This is a genomic window from Actinomadura litoris, from assembly GCF_009733595.1.
Taxonomy (GTDB): Bacteria; Actinomycetota; Actinomycetes; order Streptosporangiales; family Streptosporangiaceae; genus Spirillospora; species Spirillospora litoris.
This window is the reverse complement of the sequence record NZ_WOFH01000007.1, coordinates 85,931-104,611: the sequence shown is the minus strand read 5'-3', so window position 1 is coordinate 104,611 and position 18,681 is coordinate 85,931. Positions and strand designations below refer to the sequence as shown.

Here is an 18,681-nt window from a genome sequence, read left to right as displayed (position 1 = left end):
CTCAGCCCTCCCCGACCGGCATCGCCGCGAGCGCGGCGGCGACCCGCGACTCGGGGACGTCGCGCACCAGCTCGGCGCCGCGCGGGCCGTCCAGCACGAACGCCAGCCCGTCCGTGGCCTTCTTGTCCCGCCGCATGAGGTCGACGAGCGCGCCCGCGTCGCGTCCGGCGCCGGCGGGCAGCGCGGTCGGCAGCCCGTAGGCCGCGACGACCGCGCGGTGCTCGGCGACGCGGTCCGGGCCGATCCGGCCGAGGAGCCCGGCGAGCCGGCCCGCGAACACCGTCCCGACCGCCACCGCCTCGCCGTGCCGCATCCGGTAGCCGGTCGCGCGTTCGAGCGCGTGGCCGAGCGTGTGCCCGTAGTTGAGCAGGTGCCGGGGCCCCGCGTCCCGCTCGTCGGCGGCCACGATCGCGGCCTTGAGCGCGACGCTCGCGGCGATCTGCTCCTCGACGGGTCGCCCGCGCAGGTCGCCCGCGCCGATGAAGTGGCAGCGCGCGATCTCCCCGTACCCGTTGACCCGCTCGCGCTCGGGCAGCGTCTCCAGGTAGTCGGTGTCGCAGAGGACCGCGCGGGGCTGCCAGTACGCCCCGACGAGGTTCTTGCCCTGCGGCAGGTTCACCGCGGTCTTCCCGCCGACGCTGGCGTCCACCTGCGCCAGCAGCGAGGTCGGCAGGTGCACGACGGCCACGCCCCGGTGGTAGAGGGACGCCGCCAGCCCCACGGCGTCGGTCGTGGTGCCGCCGCCGCAGGAGACGACCGCGTCCGAGCGGGTCAGCCCGGCGTCGGCGAAGCGCCGGCACAGCTCCTCCACCCACGCCAGCGTCTTGTGGACCTCCCCGTCCCGCGCCTGGACCACCGTGGACGGCACCCCGGGGTCGGGCGTCCACTCCGGCGGCCTGGCCGAGACGACGACCGCGCGCCGCGCCCCGATCCCGGCGACGACCCCGGGCAGCGCGGCGCGCACCCCGGGCCCGATCAGCACCTCGTAGGCGCGCTCGCCCAGTTCCACCTTGACGGCCTGCTCACCTCGTCCGGCCACGGTGGGCCTCCTCTCGTTCCGCCAGCAGCACGGCGCCGTGCAGGGACGACAGACCGCCCAGTTCCGCCCGCCGCACCGGCGGCGGCGCGTACCCCGGACGCGCGTACGCGGCGACGCGTCCGGCGACCGCCTCGGTGAACCCGGGCAGCGCGGCGGCCACCCCGCCGCCGAGCACGGCGACCTCCGGGTGGAACAGCTCGCCGAGGCTCGTCGCCGCGGCGGCGAGCGCGTCGAAGGCGGGCTCCAGCGCGCCGGCCGCCCAACCCTCCCCGGCGGGCAGCGCGTCGCGCAGCTCCGCGAACGCGACCGCGCGGCCCCGGAGGCGGGCGGCCCGCCGCAGGATCGCGGGGCCCGACGCGGCCGCCTGGACGCAGCCGAACCGGCCGCAGTCGCACCGCTCCTCCCGCGCGGACCGGTCGACGACCAGGTGGCCGACCTCGCAGCCGGTGACGGGCGCGCCGTCCAGCACGACGCCGCCGCCGACGCCCGTGCCGACCCCGAGGTAGACCACGCCCGCCGCGCCCGCCCGCTCCGCCTCGGCGAGCGCCGCCAGGTCCCCGTCGTCGGCCCAGCGCACGGCGGCGCCGGGGAACAGCGCGCGCAGCCGCGCGCCCACGTCGAGCCCGGCCCAGCCGGGGCGGCCCGGCCACGCCGTGACGCGCCCCGACGGCCCGACGGTGGCGGGCAGCGCCACGCCCACGGCCCCGACCGGCGCCCCGGCGCGCAGCCGCGCGACCTCGCGGGCCAGCGCGGCCCAGTCCGCCTCCGGGTCCGGCGGGCGGCCCGAGGGCCAGCGGAACGCGGTGTCGCGGGGCGCCCGGCCGCCGGAGGCCAGCCGCAGCGCGACCTTCGTTCCGCCCACGTCGATGCCGAGCCGCGCCGGGGCCTCCCTCGCCGCGGCCCCCGTCACCGCGGCACCAGCGCCGTCAGCGCCCGCGCCGCGAGCAGGTAGCCGAGCGAGCCCAGCCCGACGACCACCCCGTCGGCCACCGGCGCCAGCACCGACTCGTGGCGGAAGCTCTCGCGCGCCCACACGTTCGACAGGTGCACCTCGATCCACGGGCGGGGGTAGGCGGCGAGCGCGTCGCGCAGACCCCAGCCCGCGATCATCAGCGCGCCCGGGTTCACGATCGCGCCGACCGTGTCCCACCGGGCGTGCACCGCCTCGATCAGCTCGCCCTCCGACTCGCGCTGCACCGACACGACCTCCCAGCCGCGCGCCGCCACCTCCGCGCGCACGAGGGACTCGATGTCGGCCAGCGTGTCGGTCCCGTAGATCTCCGGTTCCCGGCGTCCGAGAATCCCGAGGTTCGGTCCGTTCAACAAAAGCAACTGCACGACCGCTGTTATAACATGCGCCGCGCAATTGATGGGTGAAAGGGCGTCGCATCCCTTGGGCAAGGGAAATATAGGGGGGTGGATAGGGGATATGAAAAACGTCCGCCGCTTGGGTACGGTGCCGATGAAATCCCCGCTGAGGGACGGTTTGCCGCACAGTCGGGCACGCATTTCGCGGAGGACGTGGCGCAGATGAGCGATATCGGGTTGCCGGAGTGGCCGCAGTATGACGAGCGGGAGCGGGCGGGGCTGATCCGCGCGCTGGAGCAGGGCCAGTGGTGGCGCATGGGCGGCGGCGAGGTCGACGCCTTCGAGCGGGAGTTCGCCGAGCACGAGGGCGCCCGGCACGCGCTCGCCGTGACGAACGGGACGCACGCCCTGGAGCTGGCGCTCCAGGTGCTCGGGGTCGGCGAGGGCGACGAGGTCGTGGTGCCGGCGTTCACCTTCATCTCCTCCTCGCAGGCGGCGCAGCGGCTCGGGGCGGTGGCGGTGCCGGTGGACGTCGACCCCGAGACCTACTGCATCGACGTGGCGGCCGCCGAGCGGGCGGTCGGGCCGCGCACCCGGGCGATCATGCCGGTGCACATGGCCGGGCAGATCGCCGACATGGACGGGCTGGCCAAGCTGTCGGCCGACAGCGGCGTCCCGCTCGTCCAGGACGCGGCGCACGCCCAGGGCGCCCGCTGGAACGGCCGGCGGGTGGGGGAGTTCGGCTCCGTCGCCGCCTACAGCTTCCAGAACGGCAAGCTGATGACGGCCGGGGAGGGCGGCGCGGTCACCTTCCCCGACCGCGAGTCCTACGAGGAGGCGTTCCTGCGGCACAGCTGCGGGCGGCCGCGTGAGGACCGCGGCTACCGGCACCGGACCTCGGGGTCGAACTTCCGCCTGAACGAGTTCTCCGCCGCCGTCCTGCGCGCCCAGCTCAGCCGGGTGGACGAGCAGGCCGACACGCGGGAGCGGCGGGCGCCGCTGCTCGCCCGGCTGCTGGCGGAGATCCCGGGCGTCGTCCCGCAGGGGCGCGACCCCCGCGCCGACCGGGTGCCGCACTACATGGCGATGTTCCGCGTCCCGGGGCTGGCGGGGGAGCGGCGCGACGCGCTCGTCGACGACCTCGTCTCCCGCGGCGTGCCCGCGTTCGTGGTGTTCCGCGCGATCTACCGCACCGACGCGTTCTGGGAGACCGGCGCGCCGGACGCGACCGTGGACGAGCTGGCCGCGCGCTGCCCGAACGCCGACGCGCTCTCCGCGGACGGCGTCTGGCTGCACCACCGCACGCTGCTCGCGGCCGAGGAGCAGATCCACCGGGTGGCCGAGATCGTCGCCGCCGCCGTCGCGGACGCCACGGCGCGCCAGGGCACCGCGAAATGAGCGCCCGGCTGAGGGTCGCGCTGGTCGGCCTCGGCTGGGCGGGGCGGCGGATCTGGCTGCCCCGGCTGCACGAGCACGAGCGCTACACGGTCACCGCCGTCGTCGATCCCGACGCGGACGCGCGCGCGGCGGCGGGGGCGCCGGTCGCGGTGGCCTCCGTCGAGGACCTCGATCCGGCGCTGGTCGACCTCGCGGTGGTGGCCGTCCCGAACCACCTGCACAGCCCCGTCGCGGCCCGGCTGCTGGCCCGGGGCGTGCCGGTCTTCGTGGAGAAGCCGGTGTGCCTCAGCGTGGCCGAGGCCGACCGGCTCGCGGCGGCCGAGCGGGAGGGCGGCGCGGTCCTGCTGGCCGGGAGCGCCGCCCGGTACCGCGCCGACGTCCAGGCGCTGCTGGGCCTGGCGGCCGAGCTGGGCCCGATCCGGCACGTGGACCTGTCCTGGGTGCGCGCGCACGGCGTGCCCGCGGCGGGCGGCTGGTTCGTCCGGCGCGAGCAGGCGGGCGGCGGCGCGCTCCTCGACCTCGGCTGGCACCTGCTCGACACCGTCGAGCCGCTGCTCGGCCCGGTGGTCTTCGACCAGGTCGTCGGGACGGTCTCCGCCGACTTCGTCAACGACCACTCGCGCCGCGCGCGCTGGAAGGACGTCGGGGACGGCGCCCCGGGCCCGCTCGCCGCCGGCGACGTCGAGGACACCGCGCGCGGCTTCCTGGTCACCGACCGGGGCGTCTCGGTCGCGCTGCGGACGAGCTGGGCCTCGCACGAGGCCCGCGACGTCACCGCGATCACCGTCGAGGGCGGCGCCGGGACGGCCGCGCTGCGCTGCACGTTCGGGTTCAGCACGAACCGGCAGGAGTCCTCGACGCTCGTGCGCACCGGGCGCGGCGTCACCCGGGCCGTGCCGGTGCCGGGGGAGCCGGTCGGCGCCGAGTACTCCCGCCAGCTCGACGAGTTGCCCGGCCTGCTGGCCGACCCGGCGCGCGGCGGCGCGGCGATCGGGCGGGCCCGCGAGATGATCGCGGCGATCGAGCGGCTGTACGACTCGGCGCGGTCGGCCGGGCGGGCGCCGGAGCTGGCGGGAGCGGGGGCCGGGCATGGCCGGTGAGCTCCCCGGCGTGACGCGCGCGGTGGTCTTCGACCTCGACGGCGTCATCGTCGACAGCTTCGAGGTGATGCGCCGCGCGTTCCGCACCGCCTACGCCGAGGTGATGGGCGACGGCCCCGCGCCGTTCGAGGAGTACAGCAAGCATCTCGGCCGCTACTTCCCCGACATCATGCGCATCATGGGCCTGCCGGCGGAGATCGAGGAGCCGTTCGTCCGGGAGAGCTACCGGCTCGCGGGGGAGGTCACCGTCTTCGACGGCGTCGGGCCGCTGCTGGCGGAGCTGAACCGGCGCGGGCTGCGGCTCGCCGTCGCGACCGGCAAGAGCGGGCCGAGGGCGCGGTCGCTGCTGCGCGTGCTCGGCATCGCCGGGCACTTCGAGCACATCATCGGCTCGGACGAGGTGCCGCGCCCGAAGCCCGCGCCCGACATCGTCGAGCACGCCCTGGACCTGCTCGGCGTCCGCGCGGCGGAGGCGGTGATGGTCGGCGACGCCGTCACCGACCTGCGCAGCGCCCGGGGCGCCGGGGTCGTGGCGGTCGCCGCGCTGTGGGGCGAGGGCGATCCCGCGCCGCTGCTGGCCGAGCGGCCGGACGCGGTGCTGCGCCGCCCCGCCGACCTGCTGGGCCTGCTGGGCCCGCCCCTCGATTCCGTTCCCGCCGCGGCCCCTGCCGCGCGTAAGGACCCTTAGGGGGACGGTTAGGGGATTGCCCGGACCGTTCTTTGAAGAGACTGGACCGCACGGGCCCGCGACCATTCGCGAGCGCTTTTCGTTCAGGACCCACTCTCTTTGGGGGATGCGCCGGGATGCTGCGAACGGAGCTGATTCGGCCGCTGCCCGAATTGTTGACCGAACACGCCCGCCGCGCTCCCCGGAAGATCGCCTTCCGGGACGCGCGGCGGGCCGTCGCCTATGCGGAACTGGAAACGCGGACGCGCCGCCTCGCGGGCCATCTCGCCGAGCGCCGGCTCCAGCCGGGCGACCGCGCGGCCCTCCTGCTCGGCAACCGCGTCGAGATGGTCGAGGGCTATCTGGCGCTGGTCCGGGCGGGCGCGGTCGGCGTCCCGGTGAACCCGCGCCTCACCGAGGCGGAGCTGGCGCACCTCCTCGACGACAGCGGCGCCCGGCTGGTGCTCACCGAGGCCGCGCACGCCGCGCCCGGCGCGCCGCTGGGCCGCGTGCTCCGGGACCGGCCGGACATCACGGTCGTCGTCGTGGGCGACGCCCCGCCGGGGGCGCTCTCCTTCGAGGCGCTCGCGGGGACCGAGCCCGTCACGCCCGCCCGCGACGACCTCGGCCTGGACGACCCGGCGTGGATGCTCTACACCTCCGGCACCACCGGCAGGCCGAAGGGGGTCGTGTCCACCCAGCGCAACTGCCTGTGGTCGGTCGCGGCCTGCTACGTCCCGGTGCCGGGGCTGACGGCCGAGGACCGCGTCCTGTGGCCGCTGCCGCTGTTCCACAGCCTCTCCCACATCGCGTGCGTGCTCGGCGTCACGGCGGTCGGCGCGACCGCGCGCGTCCTGGACGGCTTCAGCGCGGCCGAGGTGCTCGCCGCGCTGCGCGAGGACGGGGCCACGTTCCTCGCGGGCGTCCCGACGATGTACCACCACCTCGTCCGCGCCGCGCGCGAGGACGGGTTCCGGGCGCCGCACCTGCGGATGTGCCTGGTCGGCGGCGCGGTCACCACGGCGGCGCTGCGCCGGGAGTTCGAGGAGGCGTTCGGCGCGCCGCTGCTGGACGCCTACGGCAGCACCGAGACCTGCGGGTCCATCACGATCAACTGGCCGACCGGCGCCCGCGTCGAGGGGTCGTGCGGCCTGCCCGTGCCGGGCCTCGGCGTGCGGCTGGTGGACCCCGAGACCGGCGTGGACGCCGGGCCGGGCGAGGAGGGCGAGGTCTGGGTCCGCGGCCCGAGCGTGATGGCCGGCTACCACAACCAGCCCGAGGCCACCGCCGCCGCGTTCCGCGACGGCTGGTACCGCACCGGCGACCTGGCCCGGCGGGACGCGGCCGGCTACTTCACCATCACCGGGCGGATCAAGGAACTGATCATCCGGGGCGGCGAGAACATCCACCCGGGAGAGGTGGAGGAGGTCCTGCGCGGCCGGCCCGGGGTCGCCGACGTCGCGGTCGCCGGGCGCCCGCACGAGGTGCTCGGCGAGGTGCCGGTGGCCTTCGTGGTGCCGGGCCCGGACGGCCTGGACCCGGAGGCGCTGCTCGCCGCCTGCCGGGAGCGCCTCGCCTACTTCAAGGTGCCGGAGGAGCTGTACGAGATCGACGAGGTCCCGCGCACGGCCTCGGGGAAGGTCACCCGCCGCGTCCTGCTGGAGCGCCCGGCGCGGCTGCGCGCGTCCGGCGCGGGCCGCCACGACACGCTGTTCCGGCTGGACTGGATCCCGCTGCCCTCCGTCCCGGGCCGGTCAGGTTCGGGCGACGCCGCACCCGAGGTCGTCCTGGCGGCGGACGCGCACGGCCTCGCCGCCCGGCTGAGGGAGTGGGCGGGCGACGAGCGGAACGCGGGCGCGCACCGCGTCGTCGTGACGCGCGGGGCGGTCGGCGTCGAGGGCACGGACGCCGGTCCGGATGCCGGGCAGGCCGCGGTATGGGGCGTGGTGCGCTGCGTCCAGGCCGAGTTCCCGGGCCGGTTCACGCTGCTCGACCTGGACGCCGTCGCGGGCGCCGACGCCGAGCGGCTCGCCGCCGAGGTGGTGGCGGCGGGCGAGCCGCAGGCGGCCGTCCGGTCGGGCGTGCCGCTGGTGCCGCGCGCGGCGCGGGTCGCCACGGCGGCGGACGCCGGTGCCCGGCCCCCGTTCGGCGCGGACCGGGCCGTCCTCCTCACCGGCGCGGACGGCGAACTCGGCGCCGCCGTCGCCCGCCACCTGACCGGCGCCTACGGCGTCCGGAGGCTGGTGCTGGCGGGCGAGCGCGGCGCGGCGGACCTGCGCGCCGACCTGGACGAGCGGGGCGTCGAGGTCGCCGCCGCCGACCTCGACACCGCCGCGCTCGCCGCGCACGGCCCGGTCGGGGCCGTCGTGCACGCATCCGGCGACGGGGACGACGCGGTGCGCCTGTCCGAACTCGCCGCCGGTTGGGACCTGGACGCGTTCGTGCTGCTCTCCCCGGTCACCGGGCTTCTGGGGGCCGCGGGGCGGGAGGACGAGGCCGCGCCGGCCGCCTCCTTCGACGCGCTGGCCCGCCGCCGCGCGGCCGGGGGGCTGCCCGCACTCTCGCTGGCGGTCGGGCCCGTCGAGGGCGGCGCGCCGCCGCCCGGCGCCGGGCGGCTCACGGCCCAGGAGCGCACGGCGATGCTGGACGCGGCGCTCGCGTCCGGCGACACCTGCCTCGCCGCGTTCCGCCTGGACCTCGCGGCGCTGCGGGCCGACGAGGTGCCCGCCCCGCTGCGCGGCCTGGTCGAGGCGCCGTCGTCCTCGTCGGCCCCGGTGGCGGCCGACGGCGCCGTGACGGCCGGACTGCGCCGCCGCCTCCTGGACCTGCCCGGCGAGAGCGACCGCGACCGGCTGCTGAGCGACCTGGTCCGCGCGGAGGTCGCCGGTCTGCTCGGGGACGGCGGCGACGTCCCCGCCGACGCGGCCTTCCGCGACCTGGGCCTCACCTCGGTGACCGCGGTCGCGCTGCGCGACCGGCTCGTCGTCCGGTCGGGCCTGGCGCTCCCCGCCACCTTGGCCTTCGACCACCCGTCCCCGCTCGCCGTGGCGCGGTACCTGCGGGCGGCGCTGCTCGGCGAGGACACCGCCGGGGCCGCCGCCGTCCCGCACGTCTCGTCCGGCGAGCCCGTCGCGATCGTGGGCATGGCGTGCCGCCTCCCCGGCGGGATCTCCTCCCCCGACGGCCTGTGGCGCCTCGTCGCCGAGGGCGCGGAGGCGATCACCGGGTTCCCCGCCGACCGGGGCTGGGACCTGGAGTCCCTGCGCTCGGCCACGCGGCACGGCGGGTTCCTCCACGACGCCGGGGACTTCGACGCGGCGTTCTTCGGCGTCTCCCCGCGCGAGGCGCTGGCCATGGACCCGCAGCAGCGGCTGCTGCTGGAGGTGTCGTGGGAGGCGCTGGAGCGGGCGGGCGTCGATCCCACCTCGCTGCGCGGCCGCGACGTCGGCGTCTTCTCCGGCCTGATGTACCACGACTACGCGACCGACCTCGGCGACGTGCCCGCCGACCTGGAGGGCTATCTGGGCACCGGCAACTCCGGCAGCGTCGCCTCCGGCCGCGTGTCCTACACGCTGGGGCTGGAGGGCCCGGCGGTGACGGTGGACACGGCGTGCTCGTCGTCGCTGGTGGCGCTGCACCTGGCGGCGCAGTCGCTGCGCTCGGGCGAGTCGTCGCTGGCGCTGGCCGGGGGAGTGGCCGTGATGGCCCGTCCCACGTCGTTCGTCGAGTTCACCAGGCAGGGCGCGCTGGCCGCCGACGGCCGCTGCAAGGCGTTCGCCGAGGCCGCCGACGGCACCGCCTGGTCCGAGGGCGTCGGGGTGCTGGTGCTGGAGCGCCTGTCGGACGCGCGCCGCAACGGCCATGAGGTCTTGGCGGTGGTGCGCGGCTCGGCGGTGAACCAGGACGGGGCGTCCAACGGGTTGACCGCGCCGAACGGCCCCTCCCAGGAGCGGGTGATCCGCCAGGCGCTCGCGAACGCCGGTCTGACCGGCGCCGACGTCGACGCCGTCGAGGGCCATGGCACGGGCACGAGGCTGGGCGACCCCATCGAGGCGCAGGCACTGCTGGCGACCTACGGCCAGGACCGCCCGGACGATCAGCCGCTGTGGCTCGGGTCGCTGAAGTCGAACATCGGGCACGCGCAGGCGGCGGCGGGCGTGGCCGGTGTGATCAAGATGGTGCAGGCGCTCCGCAGCGGCGTGCTGCCCAGGACCCTGCACGTGGACGCGCCGTCGTCGAAGGTGGACTGGTCGTCCGGCGGCGTCCGGCTGCTGGACGAGGCGCGCGGCTGGCCCGAGGTGGACCGTCCGCGCCGGGCGGGGGTGTCGTCGTTCGGGGTGTCCGGCACCAACGCCCACGTGATCATCGAGCAGGCTCCGGACGCCGCGTCCCCCGGCGTCCCCTCGGCGCCCGACCTGGACGTGGTCGCCCTGCCGGTCTCCGCCCGCGCGGCGGCCGCGCTGCGCGCGCAGGCCGGGCTGCTGCGCGACGACGTCCTCGCCCGTCCCGAGACCCGGCCGGCCGACATCGCCTCCTCCTTGGCCACGACCCGCGCCGCGCTGCACCACCGCGCGGTGGTCGTGGCGGGCGGCCGGGACGAGGCCGCCGCCGGGCTGGGCGCGCTCGCGGAGGGGGTCCCCGCGCAGGACGTCGTGTCGGGCGTCGCCGACGTGGACGGCAGGACGGTGTTCGTGTTCCCCGGCCAGGGCACGCAGTGGGCCGGGATGGGCGCGGAGCTGCTGGAGACGTCGCCGGTCTTCGCCGCCCGGCTGGCCGAGGTCGCCGCCGCGCTCTCCGCCCACGTGGACTGGTCGCTCACCGAGGAGCTGCGCGGCCCCCTCGACCGGGTGGACGTCGTGCAGCCCGCCTCCTTCGCGGTCATGGTCGCGCTGGCGGAGGTGTGGCGCTCCTACGGCGTGGCACCGGACGCGGTCGTGGGCCACTCCCAGGGCGAGATCGCCGCGGCGCACGTCGCCGGGGCGCTGTCACTGGAGGACGCGGCGCGCGTGGTGGCGCTGCGGAGCCAGGCCATCGCGCGCGGCCCGTCCGGCCGGGGCGGGATGGTGTCGGTCGCGCTGCCGGTCGAGGAGGCCGCCGCCCGGCTCGTCCCCGGGCTGGAGATCGCGGCCGTCAACGGCCCGGCCTCGGTGGTCGTCGCGGGCGACCCGCACGCCCTGGACGAGCTGGTCGCGGCCTGCGAGGCCGAGGGTGTGCGCGCGCGGCGGATCCCGGTCGACTACGCCTCGCACACCTCCCACGTCGAGTCGATCGAGGACGAGCTGGCCGCCCTGCTCGACGGCCTCGCTCCACGGCCGTCGCGGGTGCCGTTCTTCTCCACGGTCGAGGGCCGCTGGCTCGACACCACGACGCTCGACGGCGGCTACTGGTACCGCAACCTGCGCCGGACGGTCCGTTTCGCCGACGCCGTCGAGACCCTCGCCGACGAGGGCTTCCGCGCGTTCGTCGAGGTCAGCGCGCATCCCGTGCTGGCGCCCGCGATCGCGGAGCTCGCGCCGGAGCCGTCGGTGGTCGTCGGGACGCTGCGCCGCGACGACGGCGGCACGCGGCGCCTGCTGCTCTCGCTCGGCGAACTGCACGTGCGGGGCGTCCCGGTCGACTGGACGGCGGTGTTCGCGGGCGCCGAGCCGCGTCCGGTCGCGCTGCCGACCTACGCCTTCCAGCGCGAGCGCTACTGGCTCGAACCCGCCCGGGGCGCCGGAGCCGGGGCGGAGGCGGCCGGGCACCCGCTGCTCGACGCGCTCGTCCCGCTCGCCGGAGCGGACGGCGCCGTGCTCACCGGGCGGCTGACCGCGCGCGACCCGCGATGGCTCGCCGACCACCGCGTGGACGGCGCCGTGCTGCTGCCCGGCACCGCGCTGCTCGACGTCCTCCACCACATCGGCGACGCGCGCGGCGCGCCCGCCGTCGCCGAGCTGACCGGGTCCGCGCCGATCGTGGTGCCCGAGGGCGGGGCGCTCGACGTCCAGTTCCACGTGGAGGGACGGACCGTCCGCGTCCACACGCGCGACGGCGCCGACGCGGAGTGGACCGAGAACGCCACCGCGACGCTGACCGACGACACCCGTCCCGGCACGGCCGTCCCCTGGCCGCCGCCCGCCGCCGCGCGCCCGCTCGACCTCGACGGCTTCTACGACGACCTCACCGTCGACTACGGCCCGGCCTTCCACGCGGTCCGGGCGGCCTGGGCGGGCGACGGGGAGGCGTGGGTCGAGCTCCGGCTCCCGGAGGACGTCGACCTGGACGGCTACGGTCTCCACCCCGCGCTGCTCGACGCCGCCCTGCACCCGATCGCCGCCGCGCGGCTGCTGCCCGACCCCGACCGGCCGCGCCTGGCGTTCTCGTGGTCGGGTGTGCGCCTGCACGCGACCGGCGCGCGGACGCTGCGCGTCCACCTGACCGCGATCGGGCCCGACGCCGTGTCCATCAGCGCGGCGGACCCGTCCGGGACGCCGGTGGTGGACGTCGCGTCGCTCACGCTGCGCCCGCTCGAACCCGGCCGCCTCGCCTCGGGCGGCGCGCGCGGCCGGATGTTCGAGGTGACGTGGGTTCCGGCGGACGAGGCGGTGCGTCCGGTGCCGGAGGTCGTCGTGCACCGCGTGGAAGGCGGCGACCCCGCGCTGCCGCTCGCCGAGCGCGTCCGCGCGGTGGGGCTCGACGTCCTGCGCGTCCTGCGCGAGTGGCCGGACGACCCGCGCGCGGCCTCGGCCCGACTCCTGGTCGTCACCCGGCCGGACGACCTCGCGCACGAGGCGGTCCGCGGCCTGGTGCGCAGCGCGCAGTCGGAGCACCCCGGCCGGTTCGCGTCCCTGGTCACCGGCGACCCGACCGACGCGGCGGTCGCCGCCGCGCTCCCGCTGGTCTCCGAGGAACCGCGGCTCGCGGTGCGCGAGGGGCGCGTGCTGGTGGCGCGCCTCACCCGCGCGCCGCTCCCGGAGCCGCCGGAGCGCTCGCGGCTGGCGGGCGGGACCGTGCTGGTCACCGGCGCGACGGGCGGGCTCGGCCGGCTCGTCGCCGGGCACCTCGTCCGGGCGCACGGCGTCGCGGAGCTGGTCCTGCTCTCGCGGTCCGGCGCGCCGGAGGAATGGGTCGAGGAGCTGTCCGGGCACGGGGCGCGGGTGCGGGCCGTCGCGGCCGACGTGGCGGACCGGGACGCCCTCGCCGCGGTCGTCGGGCAGGTCGCCGACCGGCTCACCGGCGTGGTCCACGCGGCCGGGATCGTCGCCGACGGCGTGCTGGCCTCGCTCGGACCGGACGCCTGGAACGCCGCCCTCGCGCCCAAGGTGGACGGCGCCTGGAACCTCCACGAGCTGACCCGCGACCTCGACCTCGCCGCGTTCGTGCTGTACTCCTCGGCGTCCGCCACGTTCGGCAGCCCGGGGCAGGGCAACTACGCGGCCGGGAACGCCTTCCTCGACGCGCTCGCCCGCCACCGGCGTGAGCGGGGACTGCCCGCGGTCTCCCTCGCGTGGGGGCTGTGGGGCGGGGCCGAAGGGATGGGCGGACGGCTCTCCGACACCGACCTCGCGCGGATGGCGCGCGCCGGGACCCGTCCGCTGACCGCCGAGCAGGGCCTCGCGCTGTTCGACGCCGCGCTGGAGAGCGACCGCCCGGCGCTCGTGCCGATCCGGCTGGACCTCGCGGCCGTCCGCGCGGGCGGCGAGGTGCCGCCGCTGCTGCGTTCCCTGGCGCCCGCCAAGGCCCGGCGGGCGGAGACCGGCCCCGAGATCCCGCACGCGAGCGACCTGCTCGACGTCGTGCGGGGCGCGGCGGCCGCCGTCCTCGGGCACGCCGGGCCCGACGCCGTCGAACCGGGACGCGCGTTCCGGGAGCTCGGCCTCGACTCCCTCACGGCGGTGGAACTGCGCAACCGGCTGGCCGAGGCCACCGGGCTCCGCCTGCCCGCGACGCTGGTCTTCGACCATCCCACGGCCGAGCGGCTGGCCGCGCACCTGCGCTCCGCGCTCTCCGGGACGGCGGCTGCGCCCCGGTCGGTGTCCTCGGCGGTCGCGGGCTCGGACGCCGTCGCGATCGTGGCGATGGCGTGCCGCTTCCCCGGGGACGTGGACTCGGCCGAGGACCTGTGGCGGTTCGTGACCACCGGCGGCGACGCGGTCACCGCCTTCCCGGCGGACCGCGGCTGGGACCTCGACGGCGTCCGCGACCCCGACCCCGACGCGCCGGGCCGGACCTACGTCCGGGGCGGCGGGTTCCTGCGCGGCGTGGCCGACTTCGACGCGGACTTCTTCGGCGTCAACCCGCGCGAGGCGCTGGCCATGGACCCGCAGCAGCGGCTGCTGCTGGAGGTGTCGTGGGAGGCGCTGGAGCGGGCGGGCGTCGACCCCACCTCGCTGCGCGGGACCCCCACCGGTGTCTTCGTCGGGACGCACGGCCAGGACTACGGGACGAACGCCGCCCGCGACCGGGTCGACGAGGGCTACCTCGTCATCGGCACCGCGGCGAGCGTGCTGACCGGCCGGGTCTCCTACTCGCTCGGACTGGAGGGCCCGGCGGTGACGGTGGACACGGCGTGCTCGTCGTCGCTGGTGGCGCTGCACCTGGCCGCGCAGTCGCTGCGCTCGGGCGAGTCCTCGCTGGCGCTCGCGGGCGGCGTCTCGATCATGTCCACGCTGGAGGGCGTGGTCGGCTTCTCCCGGCAGCGCGGGCTGGCCGCCGACGGCCGCTGCAAGGCGTTCGGCGAGGACGCCGACGGCTTCGGCATGTCGGAGGGCGTCGGGGTGCTGGTGCTGGAGCGCCTGTCGGACGCGCGCCGCAACGGCCACGAGGTCTTGGCGGTCGTGCGGGGTTCGGCGGTGAACCAGGACGGGGCGTCCAACGGGTTGACCGCGCCGAACGGCCCCTCCCAGGAGCGGGTGATCCGCCAGGCGCTCGCGAACGCCGGCCTGACCGGCGCCGACGTCGACGCCGTCGAGGCCCACGGGACGGGCACGAGGCTGGGCGACCCCATTGAGGCGCAGGCACTTCTGGCGACCTACGGGCAGGACCGCCCGGACGACCGGCCGCTGTGGCTGGGTTCGGTCAAGTCGAACCTCGGCCACACACAGGCGGCCGCGGGCGTGGCCGGTGTGATCAAGATGGTGCAGGCGCTCCGCAACGGCGTGCTGCCCCGGACCCTGCACGCGGAGACCCCGTCGTCGCGGATCGACTGGTCGGCGGGCGACGTCCGGCTCTTGGACGAGCCGCGCGAGTGGCCCGAGGTCGGCCGTCCGCGCCGGGCGGGCGTGTCGTCGTTCGGGGTGTCCGGCACCAACGCCCACGTGATCATCGAGGAGGCGGAGCCGGTCGCCGAGCCGGTCGCCGCGGCCGAGGCCGCGGAACCGGCCGTGACGGTGTGGCCGGTGTCGGCGCGCGGGCCGGAGGCGCTGCGGGCGCAGGCGGCCCGGCTCGCGTCGTTCGCCAGGCAGGACGGCGCCCCGGCCGGGGCGGAGATCGGGCACGCGCTGGCCACCGCCCGAGCGGCCCTCACCGACCGCGCCGTCATCGTGGCCGCCGACCGGGACGAGGCGGCCGAGGCGCTCGACGCCCTGGCGCAGGGCTACCCGTCCCCGGCCCTGGTCACCGGCACGGCGGACGTCACGGGCCGGACGGTCTTCGTGTTCCCCGGCCAGGGCGCCCAGTGGGCGGGGATGGGCCGCGCCCTCGCCGAGGCGTCCCCGGTCTTCGCCGACGCGCTGGCCGAGGCGGCGCGGGCCCTGGAGCCCTACGTCGCCTGGTCTTTGACCGACCCCCTGGACCGGGTGGACGTCGTCCAGCCCGCCTCGTTCGCGGTGAACGTGGCACTGGCGCGGCTGTGGGAGTCGTTCGGCGTCCGTCCCGACGCCGTCGTCGGGCACTCGCAGGGCGAGATCGCCGCCGCGCACATCGCCGGAGCGCTCTCCCTGGAGGACGCGGCGCGCGTGGTGGCGCTGCGGAGCCAGGCCATCGCGCGCGGGCTGGCGGGCCGGGGCGGCATGGTGTCGGTCGCGCTCCCGCTGGACCAGGTGACCGCGCGGCTGACCGGCGACCTGGAGATCGCCGTGGTCAACGGCCCGTCGTCGGTGGTCGTCGCGGGGGACCCGAGCGCCCTGGACGAGCTGGTCGGGGCCTGCGAGTCCGACGGCGTCCGGGTGCGGCGGATCGCGGTCGACTACGCCTCGCACAGCTCGCACGTCGAGTCGATCGAGGAGGAGTTGGCCGCGCTCCTCGACGGCATCACGCCGCAGCCGTCGCGGGTGCCGTTCTTCTCCACGGTCGAGGGCCGGTGGCTCGACACCACGACGCTCGACGGCGGCTACTGGTACCGCAACCTGCGCCGGACGGTCCGTTTCGCCGACGCCGTCGAGACCCTCGCCGAGGAGGGCTTCCGTTCGTTCGTCGAGGTCAGCGCGCATCCCGTGCTCTCGGCGAGCGTCCAGGAGATCCTGGAGGACCGTCCGGCCGCCGTCGTCGGCTCGCTCCGCCGCGACGACGGCGACCTGCGGCGCTTCCTGCTGTCGCTCGGCGAGCTCCAGGTGCGCGGCGTGCCCGTCGACTGGTCGGCGCTCCACACCCCGGCGCCCCGGCCGGTGCGGCTGCCGACGTATGCGTTCCAGCGGCGCCGGTACTGGATCGAGCCGTCCGGGTCCCTGCTGGAGACGGTCACGCCCGACCCGGAGACCGGCGGCGTGCTCGCCTCGGGCCGCCTCTCCCTCACCGGCCGGCCCTGGTTGGCCGACCACGCCGTGGCGGGACGCGTCCTGCTGCCGGGCGCGGCCTTCGTCGAGCTGGCCCTGCGGGCCGCGCGGGAGACCGGCGCCACCGCACTGGACGACCTGGTCATCGAGGCGCCGCTGGCGATCCCGGACCACGGCGCGGTGGAGGTCTCGGTCTCCGTCGGCGCCGAGGACGATGCCGGGAGGCGCCCGCTGAGCGTCCACGCCCGTCCCGAGCCGGACGCCCCCTGGACGCGGCACGCCACCGGCCGGGTGACGGCCGACAGCCCCGTCCCCGCGCCGGTGGCGTGGCCGCCCACCGGAGCCGAGCCGGTCGACCTCGCCTCCTTCTACGACGGCCTCGCCGGGCGCGGATACGAATACGGCCCGGCGTTCCGGGGGCTGCGCGCCGCGTGGACCCGAGGCGACGAGGTGTTCGCGGAAGTGGAGCTGCCAGAAGGCGTCACGGCGGACGGCTTCGGCCTGCACCCCGCCCTGCTGGACGCGGCGCTCCAGTCCGCGAACCTGGGCGCGGCGCCGCGCTCCGCCGACGGCAGGCCCCTCCTCCCGTTCGCCTGGAACGACGTCGCCCACCACGCGTCCGGCGCCACGGCGCTGCGCGTGCACGCCGCGCGGGCGGGCGAGGACGCCGTGTCCTTCGCGATCACCGACCGGACCGGGCGCCCGGTCGCCGGGATCGGCTCGCTGGTGCTGCGCCCGGCCGCCGAGCCCGCCGCCGACGCCCTGCACCGGATCGCCTGGACGCCGGTGCGGACGTCCCCGGACGCCGCGCCGCTCGCGCCCGGGGACGTGCTCGACCTCACCGGCGTGCCCGGCGGCGCGCCGCCCGAGGCGGCCCGCGCACTGGTCGAGCGGGCCCTGCGCGGGATCGCCGACGGGCCCCCGAAGGTCGTCCTCACCCGCCCCGGGCCCGCCGGGTCGGCCGTGCGGGGGCTGCTCCGCACGGCACGGCTGGAGGACCCGGAGCCGATCACGCTCGTGGAGGCCGACGACCCGGACGCCGCGCGCCCCCTGCTGCCCGCCGCGCACGCGGCGGACGAGCCGGAACTCGCCGTCCGCGCCGGTGGGCTGCACGCGCCCCGGTTGGCGCGGGCGGGGGCCGGCGGCGCGGGGCCCGGACTCGACCCGGACGGCACGGTGCTGGTCACCGGCGGCACCGGGACGCTCGGCGGGCTGGTCGCGCGGCACCTGGCCGCCGTGCACGGCGTCCGCGAGCTGGTGCTGGTCAGCCGCCGGGGCCCGGCCGCCCCCGGCGCGGGCGAGCTGGCGGACGAGCTGCGCGCGGCCGGCGCCCGGGTGCGCGTGGTCGCGGCGGACGTCTCCGACCGGGCCGCCCTCGCGCGCCTGCTGGCAGAGGTACCGGCCGAGCACCCGCTGACGGCCGTCGTGCACACGGCGGCCGTGCTGGACGACGGCGTGCTGGCGTCGCTGACCCCGGAGCGCGTCGACACGGTGTTCCGCCCCAAGGCGGACGCGGCCTGGCACCTGCACGAGCTGACCCGCGACCTGGACCTGGCGGCGTTCGTCCTGTTCTCCTCCGGCGCCGGGGTCTTCGGCAACCCGGGCCAGGGCAACTACGCGGCGGCCAACGGGTTCCTCGACGGGCTGGCGGAGGCGCGGCGCGCCGAAGGGCTGCCCGCCGTCTCGCTGGCCTGGGGCCTGTGGGACGAGGCGTCCGGCCTCACCGGCCGCCTCGGCGAAGCGGGCCGCGACCGGCTCGCCGAGGGGCTCCAGGTGGCGCTCTCGTCATCGCAGGCCCTCGCGCTGCTGGACCTCGCGCTGCGCGCCGGCGCCGAGGCCGTGCTCGTCCCCACCCGGCTCGACCACGCGGCGCTCCGCGACCGGGCGAGCGAGGGCACGCTGCCCGCGCTGCTGCGCGGCCTGGTGCGGACGGCGCCGCGCGCGGCCGCGGCCGTGGCCGCGCCGGCCGAGGAGGGCCTGGCCGACCGCCTCGCCCGGCTTCCGGAGGCCGAGCGGCTCCGCGAGCTGGTCGAACTGGTGCGCGCCACCGCCTCGGACGTCCTCGGCCGCCCCGCCGGGGAGCCCGTGCGGGCGGACCAGGCGTTCAAGGACACCGGGTTCGACTCGCTGGCCGCCGTCCGGATGCGCAACCGGCTCGCCGAGACGACGGGCGTGCGGCTCGCCGCCACCGCCGTCTTCGACCATCCCACCCCGGTCGCGCTCGCCGAGCACCTGCGCGCCGAACTCGGCGTCGCGCCGCGCGAGGAGGCCCCGCCCGCCCTGCGCGAACTGGAACGGCTGGAACGCGCGCTCGGCGACCCCCCGGTGGACGGCGCGCTCCGCGACCGGATCCTCGCGCGCCTCGACGCCCTGACCGCCCGCCTCGCCGGGTCCGGCGAGCCTGGCCCCGACCTGGAGGCGGCGAGCGACGACCAGCTCTTCGCGCTCGTCGACCACGAACTCGGACAGGTCTGAAGG

The 18,681-nt window shown here is 77.5% G+C and carries 7 protein-coding genes; 4 read left to right on the top strand and 3 right to left on the bottom strand.

What is annotated here, in order from left to right; translation table 11 throughout:
• Position 1: 1 nt before the first annotated feature.
• Genes GNZ18_RS20910 through GNZ18_RS20900 form a run of 3 tightly spaced genes read right to left on the bottom strand, consistent with a single transcriptional unit; the run spans position 2 to position 2,377 of the window.
• On the bottom strand, positions 2-1,039 hold the full coding sequence (locus tag GNZ18_RS20910) for a 3-dehydroquinate synthase family protein (protein ID WP_312874649.1): 1,038 nt from the start codon (positions 1,037-1,039) through the stop codon (positions 2-4).
• Positions 1,023-1,949, bottom strand: a complete 927-nt coding sequence (locus tag GNZ18_RS20905) for an ROK family protein (RefSeq protein WP_214618016.1) — start codon at positions 1,947-1,949, stop codon at positions 1,023-1,025. Before GNZ18_RS20905 ends, GNZ18_RS20910 begins: the two co-directional genes overlap by 17 nt.
• A complete protein-coding gene (locus GNZ18_RS20900) occupies positions 1,946-2,377 on the bottom strand; it encodes a type II 3-dehydroquinate dehydratase (protein WP_242887707.1) in 432 nt (143 codons plus the stop codon). Before GNZ18_RS20900 ends, GNZ18_RS20905 begins: the two co-directional genes overlap by 4 nt.
• A gap of 192 nt (positions 2,378-2,569) precedes the next feature.
• On the opposite strand from GNZ18_RS20900, the gene GNZ18_RS20895 reads away from it, so the two are divergent.
• The 4 genes from GNZ18_RS20895 (at position 2,570) to GNZ18_RS40870 (ending at position 18,678) form a co-directional block, all read left to right on the top strand.
• The gene (locus GNZ18_RS20895; protein WP_156218223.1) at positions 2,570-3,745 is read left to right on the top strand and encodes a DegT/DnrJ/EryC1/StrS family aminotransferase; all 1,176 of its coding nucleotides are present in this window, start codon (positions 2,570-2,572) and stop codon (positions 3,743-3,745) included.
• The gene (locus tag GNZ18_RS20890) at positions 3,742-4,845 is read left to right on the top strand and encodes a Gfo/Idh/MocA family protein (RefSeq protein ID WP_156218222.1); all 1,104 of its coding nucleotides are present in this window, start codon (positions 3,742-3,744) and stop codon (positions 4,843-4,845) included. Before GNZ18_RS20895 ends, GNZ18_RS20890 begins: the two co-directional genes overlap by 4 nt.
• A complete protein-coding gene (locus GNZ18_RS20885; RefSeq protein ID WP_156218221.1) occupies positions 4,835-5,533 on the top strand; it encodes an HAD-IA family hydrolase in 699 nt (232 codons plus the stop codon). Before GNZ18_RS20890 ends, GNZ18_RS20885 begins: the two co-directional genes overlap by 11 nt.
• Before the next feature lie 116 nt (positions 5,534-5,649).
• Positions 5,650-18,678, top strand: coding sequence for a type I polyketide synthase (locus GNZ18_RS40870; protein WP_173390841.1), 13,029 nt, complete (start codon positions 5,650-5,652; stop codon positions 18,676-18,678).
• The last annotated feature ends 3 nt before the right edge of the window (positions 18,679-18,681 follow it).